General features: G+C 72.3%; 19 protein-coding genes. 11 read left to right on the top strand and 8 right to left on the bottom strand.

Annotation, left to right across the window (positions count from 1 at the left end; genetic code table 11):
- Window positions 1–26 precede the first annotated feature (26 nt).
- Window positions 27–932, bottom strand: a complete 906-nt coding sequence (locus GA0070619_RS31185) for a LysR family transcriptional regulator (protein WP_088952173.1) — start codon at window positions 930–932, stop codon at window positions 27–29.
- Here GA0070619_RS31185 and GA0070619_RS31180 point away from each other — a divergent pair.
- The gene (locus GA0070619_RS31180; protein ID WP_331716859.1) at window positions 880–1,842 is read left to right on the top strand and encodes an NAD(P)-dependent oxidoreductase; all 963 of its coding nucleotides are present in this window, start codon (window positions 880–882) and stop codon (window positions 1,840–1,842) included. The genes GA0070619_RS31185 and GA0070619_RS31180 overlap by 53 nt on opposite strands.
- Window positions 1,839–2,246 carry a RidA family protein gene (locus GA0070619_RS31175; protein ID WP_172862147.1) on the top strand — a complete coding sequence of 136 codons (408 nt, stop codon included), beginning with the start codon at window positions 1,839–1,841 and terminating at the stop codon, window positions 2,244–2,246. The genes GA0070619_RS31180 and GA0070619_RS31175 overlap by 4 nt, the downstream gene beginning before the upstream one ends.
- A 124-nt stretch (window positions 2,247–2,370) precedes the next feature.
- Here the strand turns inward: GA0070619_RS31175 and GA0070619_RS31170 are convergent, their stop codons facing one another.
- Window positions 2,371–3,918 (bottom strand): MFS transporter, encoded by a 1,548-nt coding sequence (locus GA0070619_RS31170; RefSeq protein WP_231927202.1) that lies wholly within the window; start codon window positions 3,916–3,918, stop codon window positions 2,371–2,373.
- 104 nt (window positions 3,919–4,022) lie between these two features.
- Between GA0070619_RS31170 and GA0070619_RS31165 the strand changes: the two genes are divergently transcribed.
- Window positions 4,023–4,502, top strand: a complete 480-nt coding sequence (locus GA0070619_RS31165) for a winged helix-turn-helix transcriptional regulator (protein ID WP_088951318.1) — start codon at window positions 4,023–4,025, stop codon at window positions 4,500–4,502.
- A 153-nt stretch (window positions 4,503–4,655) separates the two neighbouring features.
- Window positions 4,656–5,906: an HNH endonuclease signature motif containing protein gene (locus tag GA0070619_RS31160; protein WP_088951317.1), complete on the top strand. Its 1,251-nt coding sequence runs from the start codon at window positions 4,656–4,658 to the stop codon at window positions 5,904–5,906.
- Window positions 5,907–6,191: 285 nt separating this feature from the next.
- Here the strand turns inward: GA0070619_RS31160 and GA0070619_RS31155 are convergent, their stop codons facing one another.
- From GA0070619_RS31155 to GA0070619_RS31130, 6 genes are read right to left on the bottom strand one after another with little or no spacing between them, the layout of a single operon-like run.
- On the bottom strand, window positions 6,192–6,932 hold the full coding sequence (locus GA0070619_RS31155; RefSeq protein ID WP_231927201.1) for a serine/threonine protein kinase: 741 nt from the start codon (window positions 6,930–6,932) through the stop codon (window positions 6,192–6,194).
- Window positions 6,932–9,145, bottom strand: a complete 2,214-nt coding sequence (locus GA0070619_RS31150) for a glycoside hydrolase family 27 protein (protein WP_088951316.1) — start codon at window positions 9,143–9,145, stop codon at window positions 6,932–6,934. Before GA0070619_RS31150 ends, GA0070619_RS31155 begins: the two co-directional genes overlap by 1 nt.
- Before the next feature lie 45 nt (window positions 9,146–9,190).
- Window positions 9,191–11,278 (bottom strand): alpha-galactosidase, encoded by a 2,088-nt coding sequence (locus GA0070619_RS31145; RefSeq protein WP_088951315.1) that lies wholly within the window; start codon window positions 11,276–11,278, stop codon window positions 9,191–9,193.
- A complete protein-coding gene (locus GA0070619_RS31140; RefSeq protein WP_088951314.1) occupies window positions 11,275–12,096 on the bottom strand; it encodes a carbohydrate ABC transporter permease in 822 nt (273 codons plus the stop codon). The genes GA0070619_RS31145 and GA0070619_RS31140 overlap by 4 nt, the downstream gene beginning before the upstream one ends.
- Window positions 12,096–13,013: a carbohydrate ABC transporter permease gene (locus GA0070619_RS31135; RefSeq protein WP_088951313.1), complete on the bottom strand. Its 918-nt coding sequence runs from the start codon at window positions 13,011–13,013 to the stop codon at window positions 12,096–12,098. The genes GA0070619_RS31140 and GA0070619_RS31135 overlap by 1 nt, the downstream gene beginning before the upstream one ends.
- 1 nt (window position 13,014) lies before the next feature.
- The gene (locus tag GA0070619_RS31130) at window positions 13,015–14,310 is read right to left on the bottom strand and encodes an ABC transporter substrate-binding protein (protein WP_088951312.1); all 1,296 of its coding nucleotides are present in this window, start codon (window positions 14,308–14,310) and stop codon (window positions 13,015–13,017) included.
- Window positions 14,311–14,457: 147 nt separating this feature from the next.
- On the opposite strand from GA0070619_RS31130, the gene GA0070619_RS31125 reads away from it, so the two are divergent.
- From GA0070619_RS31125 to GA0070619_RS31095, 7 genes are read left to right on the top strand one after another with little or no spacing between them, the layout of a single operon-like run.
- Entirely contained in the window at window positions 14,458–15,216 is a 759-nt protein-coding gene (locus tag GA0070619_RS31125; RefSeq protein ID WP_231927200.1) for an SDR family NAD(P)-dependent oxidoreductase, read from the top strand.
- A 35-nt stretch (window positions 15,217–15,251) separates the two neighbouring features.
- Window positions 15,252–15,962 carry a FadR/GntR family transcriptional regulator gene (locus GA0070619_RS31120; protein ID WP_088951310.1) on the top strand — a complete coding sequence of 237 codons (711 nt, stop codon included), beginning with the start codon at window positions 15,252–15,254 and terminating at the stop codon, window positions 15,960–15,962.
- A complete protein-coding gene (dgoD, locus tag GA0070619_RS31115) occupies window positions 15,959–17,104 on the top strand; it encodes a galactonate dehydratase (protein WP_088951309.1) in 1,146 nt (381 codons plus the stop codon). Before GA0070619_RS31120 ends, dgoD begins: the two co-directional genes overlap by 4 nt.
- On the top strand, window positions 17,098–17,937 hold the full coding sequence (locus GA0070619_RS31110; protein WP_088951308.1) for a hypothetical protein: 840 nt from the start codon (window positions 17,098–17,100) through the stop codon (window positions 17,935–17,937). Before dgoD ends, GA0070619_RS31110 begins: the two co-directional genes overlap by 7 nt.
- Before the next feature lie 10 nt (window positions 17,938–17,947).
- Window positions 17,948–18,568 carry a bifunctional 4-hydroxy-2-oxoglutarate aldolase/2-dehydro-3-deoxy-phosphogluconate aldolase gene (locus tag GA0070619_RS31105; RefSeq protein ID WP_088951307.1) on the top strand — a complete coding sequence of 207 codons (621 nt, stop codon included), beginning with the start codon at window positions 17,948–17,950 and terminating at the stop codon, window positions 18,566–18,568.
- Complete coding sequence (locus GA0070619_RS31100; RefSeq protein WP_088951306.1) at window positions 18,565–19,506, top strand: sugar kinase; 942 nt, start codon at window positions 18,565–18,567, stop codon at window positions 19,504–19,506. The genes GA0070619_RS31105 and GA0070619_RS31100 overlap by 4 nt, the downstream gene beginning before the upstream one ends.
- A 20-nt stretch (window positions 19,507–19,526) precedes the next feature.
- Window positions 19,527–20,408 (top strand): SMP-30/gluconolactonase/LRE family protein, encoded by an 882-nt coding sequence (locus tag GA0070619_RS31095; protein WP_088951305.1) that lies wholly within the window; start codon window positions 19,527–19,529, stop codon window positions 20,406–20,408.
- Window positions 20,409–20,446 lie beyond the last annotated feature (38 nt).

Below are 20,446 nucleotides of genomic sequence, written 5' to 3'. Positions count from 1 at the left end.
CGCGGACCGCCACTCGGCGGTCCGCGTCACCCGCCCGCTTCACTCAGGCCCGCCGCCCGGTCCAGATGGGTGAGGAACCGCCGCACCGCCGGTGGTCGGCTCCGCCCGGCGACGGTCGCGGCGAAGATCCGCCGGACAGAGACGTCGTCGGGGTGCAGGCGGAGCAGAGTCAGGTCGGATGGAGCGGCGCGTACGGCCAGGGCCGGCACCAGCGCGACGCCCAGGCCTGCCGCGACACAGCCGAGCTTGCCGGTCCACTCGGCCGCGACGATGTCGATGCGCGGGCGAAAACCCGCCGGTAGGGTCGCCCGCAGCAGGGTCTCCTCGGCGGTCGCCGAGCCGGCGATGAACGACTCGTCGGCCAGGTCGCGCAGACGGATGGTCCGCCGGTGGGCGAGCCGATGCGTCCGGGGAACAGCCACCAGAAGCGTCTCGTCGACGAGGTGGTGCAGGTCGAACTGGTCGCCGTCGAGCGGCTTGTCCGACGCGGCGCTCACCACGGCGATGTCGGCGTCGCCGTCGACCAGACGCTCCAGCAGCCCCGGCGTGAGCCCTTCGACCAGCGACAGGGCCACCTCGGGATGCTCGGACCTGAAGCTGGCCAGAGCACGTGGCACAAGCGCGGCGACCGCCGTGGGGAACGCGCCGACCCGCAACCGGCCGGCGGACAGGTCGCGCAGCGCCGCCAGGTCCCGCCGGGCGGTGTCCAGCCGGTCGAGCACCGCCTCGGCGTGGCCGAGCAGGCAACGGCCCTGCTCGGTCAGGGCGACACCGCGCGGCATCCGGTCCAGCAACGGCGACCCGGTCTCGGCTTCCAGTGCGGCGATCTGTCGGGACACCGCCGACTGGGTGTAGCGCAGGCTGCGGGCAGCAGCCGTGATGGAGCCGTGCTCGGCGACGGCACGGAAGACCTGGAGCGCGTTCAGCTGCATCGTGCCATGCTCCCGCAGCATGGCAACGATGCGTAACAGTCGTTGGTGGCATGACTTCCCGCCCCATAGCGTTGGCGACATGTTCGAGATCGCACTGTTGGGTACGGGCACGATGGGCACCGCGATCGGCCGTCGGCTGCTGGCTACCGGGCATCGGCTCACCGTCTGGAATCGCACGTCCGCCCGCACGGCGCCGCTCGTCGACGCCGGGGCGCGAGCCGCCGGCAGCCCAGCCGAGGCGGTCCGCGACGCCGACGTGGTGATCACCATGCTCACCGATGCGGTGGCCGTCCGGCACACGTTGGTCGACTCCGGTGCGGCACTGGCGCTGCGGTCGGGCACCCCCGTGATCGAGATGTCCACCATCGGTCCCCGGGCCGTGGCCGAACTGGCCACCCTGCTGCCGGCGGGAGTACCGCTGGTTGACGCTCCGGTCGCCGGCAGTGCCGGGGCTGCCGAGACAGGCCAACTCGTGGTCCTGGCCGGCGGGGAAGAGGCGGTCGTCGAGCGGATCGCCCCGCTGCTGGGGACGTTGGGCACCGTCCGTCGCTGCGGCGGCTCCGGCCGGGGCGCCGCGTTGAAGCTGGTGCTCAACACCGCGCTGATCACCGCTGTCACCGCGGTCGCGGACACGCTCACCGTCGCGGACGCCGTCGGCGTCGACCGACGTACCGCGATCGATGCCCTTGGCACCGGACCGCTCGGCGGCGCGGTCGCCCGGGCGACCGCCACGGACGCCGCGTTCGCTGCCGCCCTGGCCGCCAAGGACGCCCGACTCGCCCTCGACGTGCTCGGCGACGCGCCGGTGCCCCTGCTGCGCGCCGCCGCGTCGGCGCTGGCGGCCGCACGCCATCCGCAGGACGACATCGCCCGTCTCACCGACGCCGCCGCTTCCGAGGAGAATCAGTGAACCTGACCCTGGACAACCCGACGACCGTCGCCGCGCCGTTCGGCGACCGCTTCGCGCACGTCGCCCGCCTCGACCTGCCAGGGGGCGCGCTGCTGATGCTCTCCGGTCAGGTCGGTGTGGACGACGCCGGCGCGGTGATCGCACCCGGCGACGTGCGGACGCAGTCCGAACGGATCTTCGAGTTGATCGGCGCGCTGCTCGCGGCGCACGGCGCCACCTTCGCCGACGTGCTGCACGTCCGGACGTTCATGACCGACCTCGGCGACCTGGCCGGCTATGCGGACGTCCGCAACCGCTACTTCGGGCAGAGCAGGCCCGCCAGCACCACCGTCGAGGTGAGCCGGCTCTTTCTCGACGGCGCGGTGCTGGAGGTCGAGGTCACCGCGGCCGTGACCACGGGTTGACCGGCATCGGCTGATCTTCGTGGTGATCGGCGCAGTCGGCGCGCTGGTCTCAGCGCTGGTCTCAGTGCTGGTGCGGCCGGTCTCAGCCCTGGTGCGGCCGGTCTCAGCCCTGGTGCGGCCGGTCTCAGCGCTGGTGCGGCCGGTTGCGGACGAGGGCGAGCGTGAGCACGGCGGTGACGAGGAAGACGATGCCGTTGATCCGCAACCCGGCCTGGACGCCGGAGGTCATGGCTTCGGCGATCGCCGCCCGGACCGGGTCGGGCAGCGGCTGGTCGCCGGTGACACCGGCGGCCACCGCCGCCTGCACGGCGCCACGGGTGGGTTCGCCGACCTGGTGCGCGGCCAACCGGTCGGGCAGGTCAGCCAGCATCGTGGTGGTGAGCAGCGTGCCCAGCAGGGACGTGCCGAGCACGGAGCCGACCTGTCGGGCGGCGTTGACCGCGCCGGAGGCCATCCCGGCCTGCGCGGGCGCGACGCTGGCCAACGCGGCGGCGGTCGCCGGAGCCACCACAAGGCCGCCTGCGGCACCGAACAGGGCGAACAGCGCCCACCGGTGACCGAACGACGCGGTGGGACCCTGGGCCGCCAGGCCGAAGCTCGCCACCGCACCGAGGACCAGGCCGAGGGTGAGCGGCGCTTTGAAGCCGGTACGACGGATCGCCCGCCCGGCACCGAAGGCGACGACCACGTAGGCGCCGAAGAGCACCAGCATCCGCCAGCCGGTGTCCAGCGGGCTGAGTGCCTGGACACGTTCGTGGAAGAGGACCAGCAGGATCGCCACGCCGGTGAAGCCGAACAGCGACACCGCGGCGACGACCATGACGGCGCTGAACGACGCGGACCGGAACAGCCGCATGTCGAGCATCGGCGCATCGGAACGCAGCTCGACCAGGACGAACGCGACAAGCGCGGCAGCCGCGGCGATCCAGGCCACCGTCACCACCGGGCTGGTGTAGCCGTCCTTGCCGCCCTGGATCAGGGCGTAGACGGCCGCGGCGATGGCGACGGTGCCGAGCAGCAGGCCGGGTACGTCGAGTCGGCCTGCGCTCGGCCGGGACTCGGCCACGCCGATGGCGGCGACGACGAGGGTGACCACGCCCAGCACGATCGTCGACAGGTAGACGCTGTGCCACGCGTAGTGCTTCAGCAGGGTGCCGGCGATGAGCGGGCCGATCGCGAGCCCGATGCCGGAGGCGGCCGCCCACGCGGTGATGACCTCGGTACGGCGGTGCGGGTCGGTGAAGGTCGCGCCGAGGATCGCCAGGCTGTTGGGCAGGATCAGGGCCCCGCCGAGGCCGGCGACCAACTGCCCGACGATCACCCAGGCCACGGTGGGGGCACCGGCCACCACGGCACCGCCAACGATCATGGCGAGGATGCCGGCACCGAACATGCGCCTGCGTCCGTAGCGGTTGCCGAGAGTGGCTGCGGACAGCACCACGCTGGCCACGACCAGGGTGTAGGCGCTGGGAATCCAGATCACGGTGGTCGGGTCGACCCGAAGATCGCGCTGGATGGTCGTCAGGGCGGAGACCGTCGCGGTGATCTGGAGGAACGTGATCATCGCGCCCAGGCACATGGCGATCAGGGTCACCGGGCGGGAACCGCGAACGGACCTGGCGGTGGCCGGTCCGGGTGCGGCTGCGGTCGGGGCCGTGGTGTTGGTGGTCACTGGCGTCCTCGATGCTCGTCGGGCTGACTTGCGTTCGCATAAGCCAGCGACGGCCAAGTGAACCACCTGGCTAGCTTTTACGCAAGTCAGGTAGGCTGGACGGCATGGAGGACCTCCGAGAAGATCGCGACTCCTGGTCGAGCGAGAACTGCTCGGTAGCCCGGGCGATGGACATCGTCGGCAGCAGGTCAACGGTCCTGATCATGCGTGAGGCGCTGCTCGGCACACGCCGCTTCGACGACTTCGTCCGCCGGGTCGGCGTCGGCGAGCCCGCCATGGCCGCCCGACTCAAGGAAATGGTCGCCGCCAACCTGCTCGAACGCATCCCCTACCGGGAGCCGGGTCAGCGCACCCGCCACGAATACCAGCTCACCCGCAAGGGCCACGAACTGCTGCCAGTGATCACCGCGCTGCGCAACTGGGGCGACACCTGGGCCGCCGACGACGCCGGCCCGTCCGTCGTCGCCACCCACCACGACTGCGGCGAGCCGGTCCGCGCGGTGCTCCGCTGCGCGGCGGGCCACGAGGTGGAGGACGGCGACATCGACATCGCCGCCGGCCCGGGTCTGATCCGGCGCAGCTGACGGCCGGGGCGCCGGATCAGGCCCAGGTCTGATCCGGCGCAGCTGACGGCCGGGGCGCCGACGACCCGAGGCGCTGACGGGGCCAGCGGCGTGCCGCCATCCAATCGATCCTGGCCACTGAAAATTGTCGTACACCTGTTCTAGTCTCTGGTCATGGTCGAGGAGTTGGCGCAGGCAGACGACGCGGTCGCTGCCTGCGTTGACAACACCGTCTGGGCCCTCGCCGACGATGAACTGATCGCGGCGCTCGACGCCGCACACCGCTTGGAGCAGCGTCTCGCCGCCGTGAAGCTGGCGTTGGTGCGGGAGGTGGACGGTCGGGGCACGGCGGTGGCGCAGGGCGCGTCCAGCACAGCGGTCTGGTTGCGTGAGCGACTGCGGTTGACCATTCCGGCGGCCCGTCGGTTGGTCGATCTCGCGGCGTGCGTTGACGCGGCCCCGACGGCCGTGCGGGGCGCGCTGGCGGCCGGCGCGGTCAGCGTGGAGCAGGTGCGGGTCATCGCCGACACCGTCGCCACTGTGCAGTCGACCGCCGGGCCGGAGGTGGCCGACAAGGCCGCCGGTGTGCTGGTCGACTGGGCCGGGCAGTTCGACCCCACCCTGCTGCGCAAACTCGGCACCCGCATCCTCGACCACGTCGCACCCGACATCGCCGACGCCGCCGCCCAGGCCGCACTGGAAGCCGACGCCCGCCGAACGAGCCGCGACCGCCACGTCACGATGTCGACGCTGACCGACGGCCGACTCCGACTCACCGGCATCCTCGACAGCGAAACGGCCGGCCTGCTGCGCGCCGCGATCGACCCGCTGACCGCCCCGTCCGGCCCCGACGACCAGCGCTGCGCCGGGCAGCGCCGCCATGACGCCCTCGCTGACCTCTGCCGGCTCAGCCTGCGCACCGGGGAGCTACCCGAACACGGCGGCGACCCCGCCCAGGTCGTCGTCACCACCAGCTACGACGCCCTCGCGGGGCAGCTCGGCGCCGGCACCCTCGACACCGGCCTGCACCTCACCCCGGAAACGGTGCGCCGACTCGCCTGCGACGCCGCGATCCTGCCCGCCGTGCTCGGCGGCACCGGTCAGGTCCTCGACGTCGGCCGACAACGCCGCCTCATCACCGGCCCACTACGCCGCGCCCTCGTGCTCCGCGACGGTGGCTGCGCCTTCCCCGGCTGCGACCGACCACCCCGCTGGTGCGACGCCCACCACATCCACCACTGGGCCGACGGCGGCCCCACCAACCTCAACAACGCCGTCCTACTCTGCGGCCACCACCACCGACACCTCCACCACAACGACTGGACCGTCCGGCTGACAGGCGACGGCTACCCCGAATTCATACCGCCCGCCTGGCTCGACCCCGACCAACTCCCCCGCCGCAACCACTACCACCGGCGGACATAGACACGACCAGCCGCGCTGAGCGCACTGTCACCCCGCAGGCGGATCCCGGTAGTCGCACGCGCGACAAGGCCGGGGCCTCGGATGACGCCGCTCGCTCGGCGGCACCGGCACGGTGGCGCGACGGCGCAGGCCGGCGCTGGGCATGAGCCCAAACCGCTGCGGGCCACGCTCCCGAACGCGGAGAACCAGCCCCTTCCCGCACCAGGCCACCAGGCCACCAGGCCACCAGGCCACCAGGCCACCAGGCCACCAGGCCACCAGGCCACCAGGCCACCAGGATGAGGGTCAGGGTGTCGCGGACTGACGACAAGGGCATCCCGGTCGGCAACCAGCCCGCCGCCAAGCACCTACCAGCGCTGGCACGTCGGAGTAACGGGCGGCGGGGGCAGCCCTGGTCGCCCGGTCCACGACGCGACGCTGGTCGTCGTTGCCCCGCCAGCCCTCGGGTGAGTCAAGCAGGTGGTGCAGGGTGCGGCCGAGCAGGTGCACGGTGGTCCGCTCGTCGATCACCGCGCCACGGACGAACTCCTCCAGTGCCATGTAGCGCCGCGAGCCGGGCAGCCGTTCGGCATCGAGCAGGAAGGACCCGGGTCGGTACTCGTCCAGGTCGATCAGCCGCATCCGCCCGGCGGAGAAGTCGTACAGGAAGCAGCCGGCGTAGAGGTCGACCGCGACCAGGCCGGCGGCGCTGACGGCGAGATGGGCGTCGAGGATCGCGTCGAGGGCCTCCTCGACCTGCGGCAGCGGCAGTTGCTGGAACCGGGTGAGCCCGCTGCGGTCGGCGCCGTGGACTGTCGCGTGGTTCAACAGGTCGCCGTCGTACCAGGGGTAGACGAGCGTTGGCCCGGCCGGTCCGTGAACTGTCCGCACTGGACGGACGACCGCCGGGTGGTGGACTGCGGTGTGCACCGCGCAGGCCCGGTCGAGGGAAGCTCTGCCCTCGGCCGCGATGGCCGTCTTGCCGCCTGAGCGGACCGGGATGGTGCAGGGTGGCGGGCTGCCCAACGACGGCCCGCCACCGTGCATCAGAGGACGACTTGGTGCACCCGGTTGTCCACGCCGCGTACGGCCAGCCAGGCGCTGCCGTTGGCACCGACGGCGGCCCCGGGCGCGCCCCGGAACGCGTCGGTCGCGAACTCACCGCGCCGGAACCAGCCACCCCAGGCGCCGTCGGTCAGGTTGCGCTGCCAGAGCCGGTTGTCGGCGGCCAAGGAGAACAGGTAGACCCGGCCGGACGTGGCGAGCAACGTCGGGCTGCCACTGGTGGTGCCGCCCAGGTTGGTCCAGGCGGACCAGGTGGTGCCGGTCCGGCTGCTCCACCACACCTCGTCGGTGCGGCTGCGGACCGCCACGTGCAGGACGCCGTCGTCGTCGACGACAGCGCTCGGCCGACCGTAGAACGGCCGGTTCTCCGGAGCCCCGACACCGGTCCAACCGGTGCTCGCTGCACGGGACCAGAGCTTGCCGTCCGCGCCTCGGGCGACGAGCGTCCACTGGGTCGGGCTGGTCCAGGCCACCGTGGGCGCGTCGGTCAACGTGCCACCGAGGCTGCGCCACGGGCCCCATTTTCCGTTGGTGTAACTGCGCTGCCAGGCCGCATTGTCGGTGCCACGGACGAAGACGTCGAGTCGCCCACCGGCGGAGCCGTACGCGGCTGGCTGGCCGAGGATCCGGCCGCCGACCGGGCCGCCGAGCGAGGTCCAGCGCGTGCCCCACGTCGTACCGGTGCGGGTGTTCATTGCCAGCGCACCGGAGGCGTCGCGGACGAAGGCGGCGGCGTGCGTGTCGTCCACCCGGACCAGCGCCGGGCTGGCGCTGGCGGTGCCGCCGAGGTTGGCGCCGGCGACCTGGTCGGTGCCGGTCAGACCGAGCATGGCCACGCCGTGCGCCGGCACCTCGACGGTGTACGAGCCGGTGAACGGCTGGACTCCGGCGGCGCCGGGCTGGGCGTCCACGTCAGCGCGGGACCACAGGTCACGGACGCGCACCGACCCGCCGAGCGCGACGTCGGCGAAATTCACAGTGATCTGTTGAGCGGTGTCGTGCCGGTTGAGCAGCGCGACGGCCCGCTTGCCGGAACCGGTGAGCACCTTGCTCCAGACCTGCGCGTCGGTGCCGGTGTCGGCGACCTTGACGCCCTGTCGGACCAGCGGGTCCTGGTCCACCGCGATGATCTCCGGGTTGGTCAACGCCGAGATCATCTCCGCCGGCAGGCCACGCGGGTCGGAGCCGATCACCAGTGGTGCGGCCATGATGGCCCACATGCCGAGCTGCGTCTTGGACTCGTCCAGGCTCAACTCGTACCCGCCGTCGGGCAGCGGGCGCATCGGCAGCAGGTAGTCCGGGTCGTTGTAGTGCCCCGGCCCGGTGGCCGCAGGGTGGTACGCGTTGACGTCCATGTTGCGCAGCACCCACGGGTACGCCCACTGCGGGCTCGGGTCGGTCAGGCCCACGTCGGTGTACGTCCGCCAGGAGTCGGCGATGGTGGGCGCGTACGTGTAGCTCCAGGTGGAGAGCTCTTCCGGGGTGTACGGGCCGCCACCCCAGTCGGAGCTGACCGGGTTGCAGATGTTGAGCAGCATCGACCGCGGCGACTGGCGTACCGCCTCGGCCAGCTCACGGAAGGTGGCCTCCGGGTCGAGGCCGGCGGCCCGGCCGCAGAGCCAGTCGGCCTTGAGCGCGTCGAAGCCCCAGCCAGCGAACTGGGCGACGTCGGCCTGGTAGTGGCCGTTGCTGCCGAGCCCGCACTGCCCCGGCAGGTACGGCCCGGCGTCGGTGTAGATGCCGGCCTTCATCCCCTTGCTGTGGATGTACGCGGCCAGCGCTTCCATTCCGCCGGGGAAGCGGGCGGGGTCGGCGACGAGCTGACCGGCCTCGTTGCGTGGGGTGGGCGCGGCCCAGTTGCCGTCGATCCAGACGTAGGTGTAGCCGGCGTCGCGCAGGCCACTGTGGACCATGTGGTCGGTGACGGACCTGACCTCGGCCTCGGTGGGATCGCCACCGAGGCCGAAGTAGGTGTTCCAGCCCTGGTAGGGCGTCGGGGCGAGGCCGCTGTTGAAGAACGTCGGGGCCCCCTGGTCCTCCGCGCCGGTGGCGGCCGGGGCGTGGCCGGGCCGGCCGGGCCCGTGACCGACCTGGGGTGGGTCGGTCTGCGGTGGGCCGGCCAGTGCCGGCGTCGGGCTGACCAGGCCCAGGCCGAGCACGGCCAGGGCAGCGGTCAGCGGTCGGTTCAGGCGCATGGAGGTACTCCTGTCCCTCGGGGGTGGGGTGGTGGTGCTCCGACCTCAGTCGCGGGTCAGCACGATGAGGTCGGCGTCATGGGTCGGGCTCCACTGCACGGGCAGGCCGACAGCGGCGAGGTGACTGCCGGAGTAGTGGCGGTCGCCGTGTCGGTAGCGGGCCGCCGGGTCGAGGCCGTGCAGCGGCAGCCGTACCGGGCGCGACGGCAGCAGGCCGACGCCGTCGAGCCGGCCGGTGTGCCAGGCCAGGACGACCACCCGGCGCTCGTCGGGCGCCGTGTACTGCACCGCGCAGCGGGCCTGGTCGGGCCCACCGATCAGGTGCACCTCGCCGTGCGTGACGACGTCCCGGATCTGCTTGTACCGGGCGATCCAGCCGGCCGCCTCGGCCCGTTCCTCGGGAGTCCAGGCCCGGATGTCCGCGCCGATGCCGAGCACACCGGCCATCGCCAGGACGAAGCGGAACGCAAGCGTTCGCGGTCGACTGTCGAACAGGCCGGGCGCGTCGGTGACCCAGGAGCTGAGCAGGTGCGGGGCGTTGGCGTGCAGGAAGCCGTACTGGATGGCCAGCCGGTCGAGTGGGCCGGTGTTGTCACTGGGCCAGAACACGTCGGCGCGGGCGGCCATCGCCAGGTCGGTCCGCGCGCCGCCGCCGGCACAGGTCTCGATCAGCACACCGGGGTGGTCCCGGCGCAGCCGCTCGTAGATCCGGTGCAGGTTGGCGACGTGGGCGCCGTCCAGGTCGAGCGGACCGACACCGCCCGGCCGGCCCGGCTCGGTACGCGGCCGGTTGAAGTCCCACTTCAGGTAGTCGATGTCGTACCGGCGCAGCAGATCGTCCACAGTGGAGTGGACGAACTCGGCGACCTCCGGCCGGCCCAGGTCGAGCAGGTACTGGTTGCGCACGGGGGTGAGCGGCCGACCGTCGACGGAGTAGACCCATTCCGGGTGCTCGGCGTAGAGGGTCGACCTCGGGTTGACGCACTCCGGCTCGACCCAGAGCCCGAAGTTCAGCCCGAGCGCGCGGACGTCGGCGATGAACGTGTCGAACCCGGCGGGGAACTTCGCCGGGTCGGGCGTCCAGTCACCCAGTCCGGCGGTGTCGTCGTCGCGGCCGACGAACCAGCCGTCGTCCACCACGAACGTCTCGACGCCCAGGTCGGCGGCGATCCGGGCGAGCGCGAGCTGGCTCTCCGCCTCGACGGCGAAGTAGGTGGCCTCCCACGAGTTGTAGAGCACCGGACGTGGGGTGAGCCGGTCGGCGGCGAGCAACCGCTGGTGGGTGTGCCAGACCCGGGCCAGCCCGTCCAGGCCGTCCGGGCTGTACGCCCCGGTGACCACCGGCAGGGCCAGCACCTCGCCGGGGGCCAGCGCCAGCGGGCCGTCGACCAACTGTCGGCCGGCCCGGACCCGGGTCAGCCCGCCGGTGTCCCGCTCGGCGCTGATCTCCCACGAACCGGTCCAGGCCAACGCCATCCCCCACGCCGGACCGGCCGGCTCGGCGGTGTCCCGCACGGCCAGCCAGGGCACGTGCAGATGCCCGGGTACGCCCTGGGAGCTGCCGATGCTGAAGGTGCCGTGGCCCAGCTCGACGTGGGAGAGCTGGAACTCCTGCGCCCACTGCCCCCACTGGTGGCTGAGCAGCGCGCCGTGCGGCGTCGGTACGCAGAAGCCGCCCGACCCGGCCCGGACCACCCGCAGCGGGGCGGAACCGGCGTTGGTCAGCTCGACCCACCGCTGCACCACATCGGTGCCGGCGGGCACCCGGTAGTGCACCGTGGTGCGCAGCCCGGTCACCGCATCGGCGAAGTCGACGGCCAGCTCTCGCTGGTCGGCGTCGACCCGTACGCCGGTGTGCGTGAAGCCCACCCGGCGCTGCCCAGTCACGGTCTCCACCACCAGGTCCGCGCCGGTGAACGGCCGGTCGGCGTCGGTGGCGTACTCGATGGGGGCGGCGTCCCCGGCGGTGAGGAACGGCACCGGGCCGTCGTAGGCGACCGGCGACGGCCCGTCGGAGACGCCGTGCGGCCCCCACGCGACCAGTTCCAGCCAGCGGCCGTGCGCCGGCACGGTGACTGTGTACTCGGTGTGCGTGCCGCGCAGCGTCCAACGCTGCCCGGGCGCGGCGGTCACTTGACCGCTCCGAGCGCCAGGCCGGAGACGAAGTGCCGCTGGAAACGCAGGAAGACCGCGACGGTGGGGACGGCCGCGATGACGGTGCCGGCGGCGATCACGTTCCAGGACGAGACGAACTGGCCCTGGAGGGCGAGCAGCGCCGGGGTGACCGGCATGTTGTCGTCGGTACGCAACACGGTGATCGCCCAGAGCAGGTCGTTGAAGATCCAGGTGAAGGACAGCGCCCCGAGAGCGGCGAGCGCCGGCCGGGTCAGTGGCAGCATCACCCTGGTGAAGATCTGCGCCGTGCCGGCACCGTCGATGGTGGCCGCCTCCTGGATCTCGCCCGGCAGGTCCCGCATGAAGCCGTGCAGGACGAAGGTGTAGAAGCCGAGCCCGAAGCCGACCTGCACCGCGATCAGCGCCCAGAGCGTGTCGTACAGGCCGGTCAGCTCGCTGAACTTCGCCACCGGGATGAGCAGGATCTGCGGTGGCAGCAGGTTGCCGGCGAGCATCAGCAGCAGGATTGTCCGCCGGCCGGGGATCCGGAAGCGGCTCAGCGCGAACGCGGCCATCGCGGCCAGCCCCAGGCTCAATGCCACCGACGGGACGGCGACCAGCATGCTGTTGATCAGGGCGCGGAGCTCGCCGCCGTCGGTCCACGCCTGTCGGTAGGTGTCCAGCGTGAACGACCGGGGCAGACTGCCCACTCCGTGTGCGGCGATGTCGTCGAACGACCGGGTGGACATCACCACGACCCAGAGCACCGGGCCCAGCCAGAGCAGCGAGAGCAGGATCATGCCGGTGTGGAAGGCCCCGGTACGGAGCTTGTTCATCACGCTTCCTCCCGGAACGCGCGGACCAGGTAGCCGAGGATGACGGCCAGCGCGAGCACGAAGATCACCACGGCGATCGCGGAGGCGTAACCCAGCCGCAGGCTCTGGAACGCTGTCGAGTACATGTAGGTGCTGAGCAGCTCCGACGAGTGGTACGGCCCACCCTTGGTCAGCGACCAGACGATGTCGAACGAGCGCAGCGAGTCGATCACGATGACCGACAGCACGACGGCGTTGACCCCCTTGAGCTGGGGGATCGTGACGTGCCGCAGCCGCTGCCAGGCGTTGGCGCCGTCCATCCGGGCGGCCTCGTGCAGCGCCGGGTCGATCGCCTTCAGCCCGGCCAGGAACAGCACCATCACGTAGCCGATCTGCCGCCACAGGGCGGGCAGGATCACCGCATAGAGGGCGGTCTGCGGGTCGGCGAGCCAGGGCCGGATCAGGTGCTCCAGGCCGACGGCCCGCAGCAACGTGTCGGCGATGCCGTCGGGCTGGTAGAAGACCCGCCAGACCAGCGCGGTCACCACCAGTGAGAACACCACAGGGGTGAACAGCGCGGCCCGGTAGAAGCCGACCCAGCGCCTCTCCTTCTGCAGGACCAGCGCCATGCCGAAGCCACCCAGCACGGAGAGACCACCGAAGAGCACCAGCCAGATCACCGTGTTGACCAGCGCGCCTCGGAAGGTGGCGTCACCGGCCAGCTCGACGTAGTTGTCCGTGCCCACGAAGGTCGGCGACGACATGCCGTCCCAGCGGGTGAGGGAGAACCAGAAGCCCTGCAGCGCAGGCCAGAAGACCCAGATGCTCTCGACCGCGAACGGCACGAGGACGAACGCCACCAGCAGCGGCGACAGTCGAGCCGACCGTCGCCGCCGCCGGGTGGGGGTGACCGAGGTCGTGGAGATCGTTGCTGTCACGTCAGCCCTTGAAGACCTTCTCGGCGCCGGCCTGCCACTCCCGCAGGATCGCGTCGATCTGGTCCGGCTTGTCGATGAACTTGGTCAGCGCGGTGTCCGCAGACGGCTGGAGTGCGTCACTGGAGTCGCGGTTGAAGAACTGGGTCAGCTCCTTGGCCTCGTCGAGCATCGCCTTGCCCTTGACCACCAGCGGCGAGTCGGACGCCTTGGCCCTGGGGTTGGCCGGCAGGACGATGCCCGAGCTGGCCTTGACGTACGCCTCCTGGGCCTCGACGCCGGAGAGGTAGCTGAGCAGGGCCCTGGTGCCGGTCGGGTTGGCGGTCTTCGCGCTGGCGAAGAAGCCGTCCGTCGGGGCCTCCTCGGCCAGCGGCACCGCCGGGTCGATGATCGGGAACCGGAAGAAGTCCAGGTCACCGAGGGCGTCCTTCGGTGCCGCGTCGGCGAAGAACGTGCCGATCAGGAACATGCCAGTCTTGCCGGCCAGCAGCGCGGTGGTCGCCTCCTGGAACGGGTACGCCTTGCCCTTGGGGTCGAAGTAGGGCAGGGCCTCGCGCCAGCGGGTGAAGACCGCCTTGACCTTTGGGTCGTCGAAGCGCTGCTTGCCGGCGAGCAACTCGCGGTGGAACGGCGCGCCGTTGATCCGGATGTTGAGGTAGTCGAACCAGGCCGAGGCCACCCATGGGGTGTCGCCGAGGCCGATGCCGATCGGCGGGATGCCCTTGCTCTTCAGCGTCTCGCACAGCGCCAGGAAGTCGGTCCAGGTCTTCGGCTCCTGCACGCCCCACTTGGCGAAGTTGGACTTGCGGTAGAAGAAGCCCCACCAGTAGTTGTTCATCGGCACGAAGATCTGCTTGCCGCTGGCATCGGTGGAGAGGGTGCGCAGCGACTGGGGGTAGTCGCCCAGCGACTTCCAGACGTCGGAGACGTCCAGCAGCAGGTTCTTGCTGGCGTAGTCGTTGGCGACCGAGCCCGCGTACCAGGTGTAGAGGTCCGGCGGGTTCGCCGAGGTCAGGTACGTCGGCAGCTGGGTCCGGAAGGTCTCCGAGGCGATCGTGTTGAGGCTCGCCGTTCCCTTGCCCTGCGCGTTGAAGTTCTCGATCAGCTTCTCCATCGCGGCCTTGGCCTGCGGCGAGGAGAGGTTGGACTGGATGGTGACCGCGCCCGAGCCGTTGCTCGTCGTCGGCCCGCTGGCGGAGCTGGCGCACGCGCTGAGGAACGAGCTGGCGCCGAGCGCGCCCATGCCGGCGAGCCCAAGGTGACCAAGGAATCGCCGGCGACCGGGGTCGAAGTCGCTCACGGAGGTATCCCTTCCTCTACGACACGCAGCGTCACTGCGCAGTGTGTCGTCCATGTGAATGCTGTGACGAGAAGGTTGCATCGGCCGCCGCCGGCTGTCAAGATATCTTCGTAATTAATGATTAGATGAGATCAAGGTGAGGGTCAGGTGGATCAGCCTATGCGTCGGCTCGAAGGCAAGAACGCGCTGGTCACTGGCGCTATGGGCGGGATCGGCGCGGCCATCGCCCGGCGGCTCGCCGCCGAAGGTGCGGCCCTCGCGCTGCTCGACGTGCAGGATCCGACCCCGCTGGCCGACGAGCTGACCGCCGCCGGTCACCGAGCACTGTCCGTAATGGGCAGTGTCAGCGAGGAGAGCGACTGGACGGCCGCGGTGTCGGCGGCACGAGCGAGCCTCGGCCCGATCGACATCCTGGTCAGCACCGCGTACGCCGTGCAGGTCGCTCCGGCGCACGAGACCAGCCGGCAGTCCTGGGACGACCAGCTCGGCGTCAGCCTCACCGGCTCGTTCCTCGGCGTCCGCGCCTGCCTGGACGACCTGCGGGCCCGCTCGGGCGCGGTGGTCCTGATCTCCTCGGTGCACGCGCTGGTCGGGCTGCCCGGCCGACCCGCGTACGCCGCGGCCAAGGGCGGCCTGGTCGCGCTCGGCCGCCAACTCGCCGTGGAGTACGGCCCACAGGTGCGGGTCAACACCGTGCTGCCCGGGCCCATCCTCACCGGCGCCTGGGCCGACGTGTCCGAAGAGGACCGGCAGCGTAGCGTCGCCGAAACCGTGGTGAAGCGCTTCGGCACGCCCGACGAGGTGGCCTCGACAGTTGCCTTCCTCGCCTCACCGGACGCCGCCTACATCACCGGCGCGAGCCTCGTGGTGGACGGTGGCTGGACAGCGGTGAAAGCCTCGGCCTGAGAGATCGATACCGACCAGCGAAAAGGCCAGGAGCATTGGCACAGTACGCACGCCGCGGCGTCCACGGGCAGACCGTCGAAGCGATCGCCCGTCGCATCCTCACCGGCGAGATCGCCGTCGGCGCGACCCTGAACATCGTCGCGTTGCAGGAGGAGTTCGGCGTCAGCCTGACCGCGCTACGCGAGGCGCTGAAGGTCCTCTCCGCGAAGGGCATCGTCGACGCCCGGCAGAAGCGCGGCACCTTCGTGCGGCCCCGCGCGGACTGGAACCTGCTCGACGGTGACGTGATCCGCTGGCAGTTCGCCGAGGGCCCCGACGAGCGCCTGCTCGAAAAGCTGCACGAGGTACGCGCCATCATCGAGCCCGCCGCCGCGCGACTGGCCGCCACCCGTGCGACCGAGGACGACCTGGCCGCCCTCGACCAGGCACTCGCCGAGATGACCGACGCCATCGGTGATCCCGCCGCCGCCATCGCCGCCGACCTCGCCTTCCACCGCGCGCTGCTCGCCGCCACCCACAACGAGCTGTTGGAGCGGATGGAGGTGGTGATGGAGACCGGGCTCGCCGAACGGGACCGGCTGGTGCACGGCGGTGACGCGCACGACGACCCGGTGCCCAGCCACCGTGCGGTCGTCGACGGGCTGCGCGAGCGGGACGAGACGGCGGCCGAGACCGCCATGCGTGAGTTGCTGGACAAGGCCGTCCGCGACGTCGAGAAGGCACGGGGACGAAGGGGCAGTCAGTGAAGATCGAGCGGATCGAGACCTTCCTGGTCGCGCCACGGTGGCTGTTCTGCCGGGTGGAGACCGACGACGGGTTGGTCGGGTGGGGCGAACCGGTGGTGGAGGGGCGCGCCGAAGTGGTGCGCAGCGCCGTCGAGGTGCTCGCCGAACACCTGATCGGCGCCGATCCACTGCGCATCGAACAGCACTGGCAGGTGCTCACCAAGGGCGGCTTCTACCGGGGCGGCCCGATCCTCTCCAGCGCGGTCGCCGGCCTCGACCAGGCACTCTGGGACATCGCCGGGCAGGCGTACGGCGCGCCGGTGCACGCGCTGCTCGGCGGGCCCGTACGCGACCGGGTGCGGATCTACTCGTGGATCGGCGGGGACGAGCCGGACGAGGTGGCCGACGCCGCCGCCGCGCAGGTCGCCGCCGGTCTCACCGGCGTCAAGATGAACGCCTGCGGGCGGCTCTCCCCCATCCCCACCTCCGCCGAGGTGGACGCGGTCGTCGGCCGGGTCGCCGCAGCCCGCGAGGTGCTCGGCCCCGACCGGGACATCGCGCTGGACTTCCACGGCCGGGCCGGGATGGCCGCCGTACGCCGGATCCTGCCCGAGCTGGTCTCCCTGCGCCCGTTCTTCGTGGAGGAGCCGGTCCTGCCCGACCAGGCCCACCACCTGCGCGACATCGTCGCCAGCACACCGATCCCGGTGGCCACCGGTGAGCGGCTCTACGGCCGGTCCGAGTTCCTCGGCCCGTTGCAGGCCGGAGTCGCCGTGGTTCAGCCGGACCTGTCGCACGCGGGTGGGATCTCCGAGGTCCGCCGGATCGCCGCGCTGGCCGAGACGTACGGCGCGTTGCTCGCCCCGCACTGCCCGCTCGGCCCGATCTCCCTGGCGGCGAGCCTCCAGGTGGCCTTCGCGACGCCGAACTTCCTGATCCAGGAGCAGAGCATCGGCATCCACTACAACGCCGGCTCGGAGTTGCTGGACTACCTGATCGACCCGGAGCCGTTCCGGTTCGTGGACGGGCACATCGCCCGCTTCGACCGGCCCGGCCTGGGCATCACTGTGGACGAGGCGGCGGTCCGCAAGGCCGCGCAGACCCCGCACACCTGGCGTAACCCGGTCTGGCAGCACGCCGACGGGTCGTTCGCGGAATGGTGACCGGCGCGACGCCGGTGCCGCTGCGGGTGGCGTACGACACGGCGCTCGGCGGCCGGTGGACCAGCCTGCACGGCGGCGGTCGGGAATGGCTGTGGCGCGGCCCGGAACCCGGCCGCCACGAGGTACGCCCCGACGACGCGTTCGTCGACGCCGGCGGCCTGGAGGAGTGCCTGCCCACAGTGCGCGGTCGACCCGACCACGGCGAGGTGTGGTCGCGGCCGTGGCACAGCGCCGGCCCCGACACGCTGGTGATCCAGCGGCCGACGTTCACAGTGAGCCGCCGGATCACCGACGAAGGCGGCGTGGTGGTGGCCGACTACCGACTGTCCGCCGACCCCGGTCACCGGTTCGTCTGGGCCGCGCACGCCCTGCTCGACCTGTCCCCCGCAGCCCGCCTCGACGCACCCGCCGGCACGCCGACCCGGCTGCATCCGGAGGCTGCCGCGTTCCTGCCGTCGGGCACCTGGCCCACGAACGCCCCGTGGCTCACCGGGGCGTGGCCGGTCCCCGCCGGGCTGACGCTGGACACCTTCGGCCCGGACGACGGGACGGCGCTCGGCGCGGTGCTGCTCGACTGCCCCCGAGTCCAGGTGATCGACGGCCCCGACCGGCTGACCCTGGAGCTGGAGTGCGCTGACCAGCCCCGCAGCACCGCGCTCTGGCGCAACCTGGGCGGCTGGCCGGCCAACGGCCCCTACCGCAGCGTCGGAGTCGAACCGATGCTCGGCGCCGCCTTCGACCTGGCCGACGCCGGCCCGTCCGACGCGGCGGTGGTTCCCGCCGCCGGTGAGGTCGCCTGGCGACTCACCATCTCCGCCCACCGCACCCCCTGAGGACACCGCGATGAACCTGCTCGACGAGTTGCGTACCCACCGGCTGCTGGCCATCGTGCGCGGCCCCGACCCGGCGGCGGCGCTGACCGCCGTGCTCACCCTGGCCGAGAGCGGCGTCGCACTGGTCGAGGTCTCGCTCACCAGCGCCGACGCGCTGGACGTCATCCGACGTGCCCGGGCCGCCCTCGGGCCTGACTACGCCCTGGGCGCGGGCACCGTGCTCAGCGCCGAGGACGCCCGCGCGGCGGCCGACGCGGGCGCCGCCTTCCTGGTCACCCCGGCGATCTCCGCCAGCCTCGCCGAAGGTGGCCGGCTCGGGTTGCCGGTGCTCGCCGGCGCGCTCACCCCCACCGAGGTGGTGCAGGCCAGCAGCGGCGGGGCCGCCGCGGTCAAGCTCTTCCCGGCCTCCCTGGGTGGGCCCGACTACCTCGGCGCGCTGCGTGACCCGTTCCCCGGCACCGCGTTCGTACCGGTCGGTGGGGTCGACGCGGACGGCGCGCGACAGTACCTGGACCGGGGCGCGGTCGCGGTCGGCGTCGGCTCCCCGCTGCTCGGTGACGCCGTTCGCGGCGGCGACCCGACGGCGCTGCGCGAGCGCGCCGAGACCTTCCTCGCGGCGGTCCGGCGATGACCGACCTGCTCACGCTCGGCGAGACGATGGCGGCCTTCCGCACCACCGGGCCGCTGCGACTGGGCGGCACCGCCGGGATCTCCATCGCCGGTTCCGAGTCGACGGTGGCGATCGGGTTGGCTCGGCTCGGCCACCAGGCCGCCTGGATCGGGGTCACCGGCACCGACGAGCCCGGCGAACTGGTCCGCCGCACACTGCGCGCCGAGGGTGTCGACCTGCGCTGGTCCCGGATCGACCCGACCGCTCCGACCGGCCTGATCCTCTTCGAGAACCGGGTCGCCGACATCAACCGGGTCACCTACCACCGCGCGGGGTCGGCAGGCTCCCGGCTGCGCCCGGTCGACGTGACACCGGCCTTCGACGCGCCCGGGCCGCCGCCCCGGCTGCTGCACGTCACCGGCATCACCTGCGCGCTCGGAATCGAGCCGTACCAGGCCGTGGTGGAGGCCGTCCGGCGCGCCCGCGCGGCCGGCAGCACGATCTGCCTTGACGTCAACCACCGCAACCGGCTCTGGTCGGTCGCGGAGGCCGCCGCCGCGCTGCGCCCGCTGCTGCCCTCGATCGATCTGGTGGTCGCCTCCGACGACGAGCTGGCCGTGCTGACCGGCGCCTCCGACCCGGTCCCGGCGTTACTCTCGGCCGGCGTCACCGAGGTCGTGGTCAAGCACGGTGCCGGCGGGGCGACCAGCCACAGCGCGACCGGCTTGGTGCACCGTCCAGCCCGGACGGTGCCGGTGGTGGACACCGTCGGCGCGGGCGACGCCTTCGTGGCCGGCTTGCTCTCCGGCTGGCTCGACGGCGCCGACGTCCCGCGTCGGCTGGACCGGGCCGTCACCACCGGGGCGTTCGCGGTGGCCACCCGGGGCGACTGGGAGGGCCTGCCCGACCGGGCCGAGCTGGCGCTGCTCGACCATGGCCCCGGCGGTACCGTCCGCTGACGATCCTTTGGAGGAGCACCATGGAGCTGACCGAGCCGACCATCTGGAGCACCGACCGCTTGGAGCTGGGCGAGGGGCTGCGCTGGGTCGACGACCGGCTGGTCCTGGTCGACCTGCTGGCCGGGCGACTGCTGGAGACCGACGGTGACGCCCCGACCCCGCTGCGGGAACTGCGCCGCCTGGATGTCCCGCTCGGCGCGGTCGCCCCGGTGACCGGCCGACCCGGCGACTGGCTGGCCGCCGCCGGGACCGGCATCACAGTGCTCACCACCGCCGGAGACCCCCGACCGGTCGCCGACCTGGTCGGTGACGCACCCGAGCCGACCCGGATGAACGACGCGGTCGCCGACCCGCACGGCCGCTTCTGGGCCGGCAGCATGACGTACGCCGCGGTGCCCGGCGGAGGCACGTTGTTCCGCCTCACCCCGGGCAGCGAGCCGGTGCCCGCGGTGACCGGGCTGACCATCCCGAACGGGCCCGCCTTCGACGCCGCCGGCACCACCATGTACCTGGCCGACACGCCGCTTGGCGCCATCGACCGGTTCACCGTCGACCCCGAGACCGGGGCCCTGCACGGGCGGGAGCCGTTCCTGCGGATCTCCTCCGCCGACGGTGGCCCGGACGGCATGACCGTGGACGCGGCCGGCCATCTCTGGATCGCACTGTGGGGCGGTTCCGCGGTACGCCGCTACCGTCCCGACGGCACCCTCGACCGGGAGATCCGGCTACCGGCGAAGCAGCCGGCCGGCATCTGCCTGGGCGGCCCCGACCTGCGCCGACTCTTCGTCGGCACCGCCCGCGTGGGGCTGGACACCGCCGGCCCGGCGGACGGCGCGCTGCTCGCGGTGGACGTCGAGGTCCCCGGCCTGCCCGCCGCGGGCGCCACCGCGCCCCCGAGCTGACCGCAGGCATATCGGACGCCGGGGCGGGAATAGTCCCG

It is taken from the genome of Micromonospora zamorensis (genome assembly GCF_900090275.1).
GTDB classification, from domain to species: domain Bacteria; phylum Actinomycetota; class Actinomycetes; order Mycobacteriales; family Micromonosporaceae; genus Micromonospora; species Micromonospora zamorensis.
This window is presented reverse-complemented; position numbering and strand designations above follow the sequence as displayed.

Bases quoted from the DNA above. Each gene is read 5' to 3' on its own strand.
- GA0070619_RS31180 (WP_331716859.1), top strand. From the start codon at position 880: ATGGAGCCGTGCTCGGCGACGGCACGGAAGACCTGGAGCGCGTTCAGC.
- GA0070619_RS31185 (WP_088952173.1), bottom strand. From the start codon at position 932: ATGCAGCTGAACGCGCTCCAGGTCTTCCGTGCCGTCGCCGAGCACGGC.
- GA0070619_RS31165 (WP_088951318.1), top strand. From the start codon at position 4,023: ATGGAGGACCTCCGAGAAGATCGCGACTCCTGGTCGAGCGAGAACTGC.
- GA0070619_RS31160 (WP_088951317.1), top strand. From the start codon at position 4,656: ATGGTCGAGGAGTTGGCGCAGGCAGACGACGCGGTCGCTGCCTGCGTT.
- GA0070619_RS31155 (WP_231927201.1), bottom strand. From the start codon at position 6,932: ATGCACGGTGGCGGGCCGTCGTTGGGCAGCCCGCCACCCTGCACCATC.
- GA0070619_RS31150 (WP_088951316.1), bottom strand. From the start codon at position 9,145: ATGCGCCTGAACCGACCGCTGACCGCTGCCCTGGCCGTGCTCGGCCTG.
- GA0070619_RS31140 (WP_088951314.1), bottom strand. From the start codon at position 12,096: ATGAACAAGCTCCGTACCGGGGCCTTCCACACCGGCATGATCCTGCTC.
- GA0070619_RS31110 (WP_088951308.1), top strand. From the start codon at position 17,098: ATGGTGACCGGCGCGACGCCGGTGCCGCTGCGGGTGGCGTACGACACG.
- GA0070619_RS31105 (WP_088951307.1), top strand. From the start codon at position 17,948: ATGAACCTGCTCGACGAGTTGCGTACCCACCGGCTGCTGGCCATCGTG.
- GA0070619_RS31100 (WP_088951306.1), top strand. From the start codon at position 18,565: ATGACCGACCTGCTCACGCTCGGCGAGACGATGGCGGCCTTCCGCACC.
- GA0070619_RS31095 (WP_088951305.1), top strand. From the start codon at position 19,527: ATGGAGCTGACCGAGCCGACCATCTGGAGCACCGACCGCTTGGAGCTG.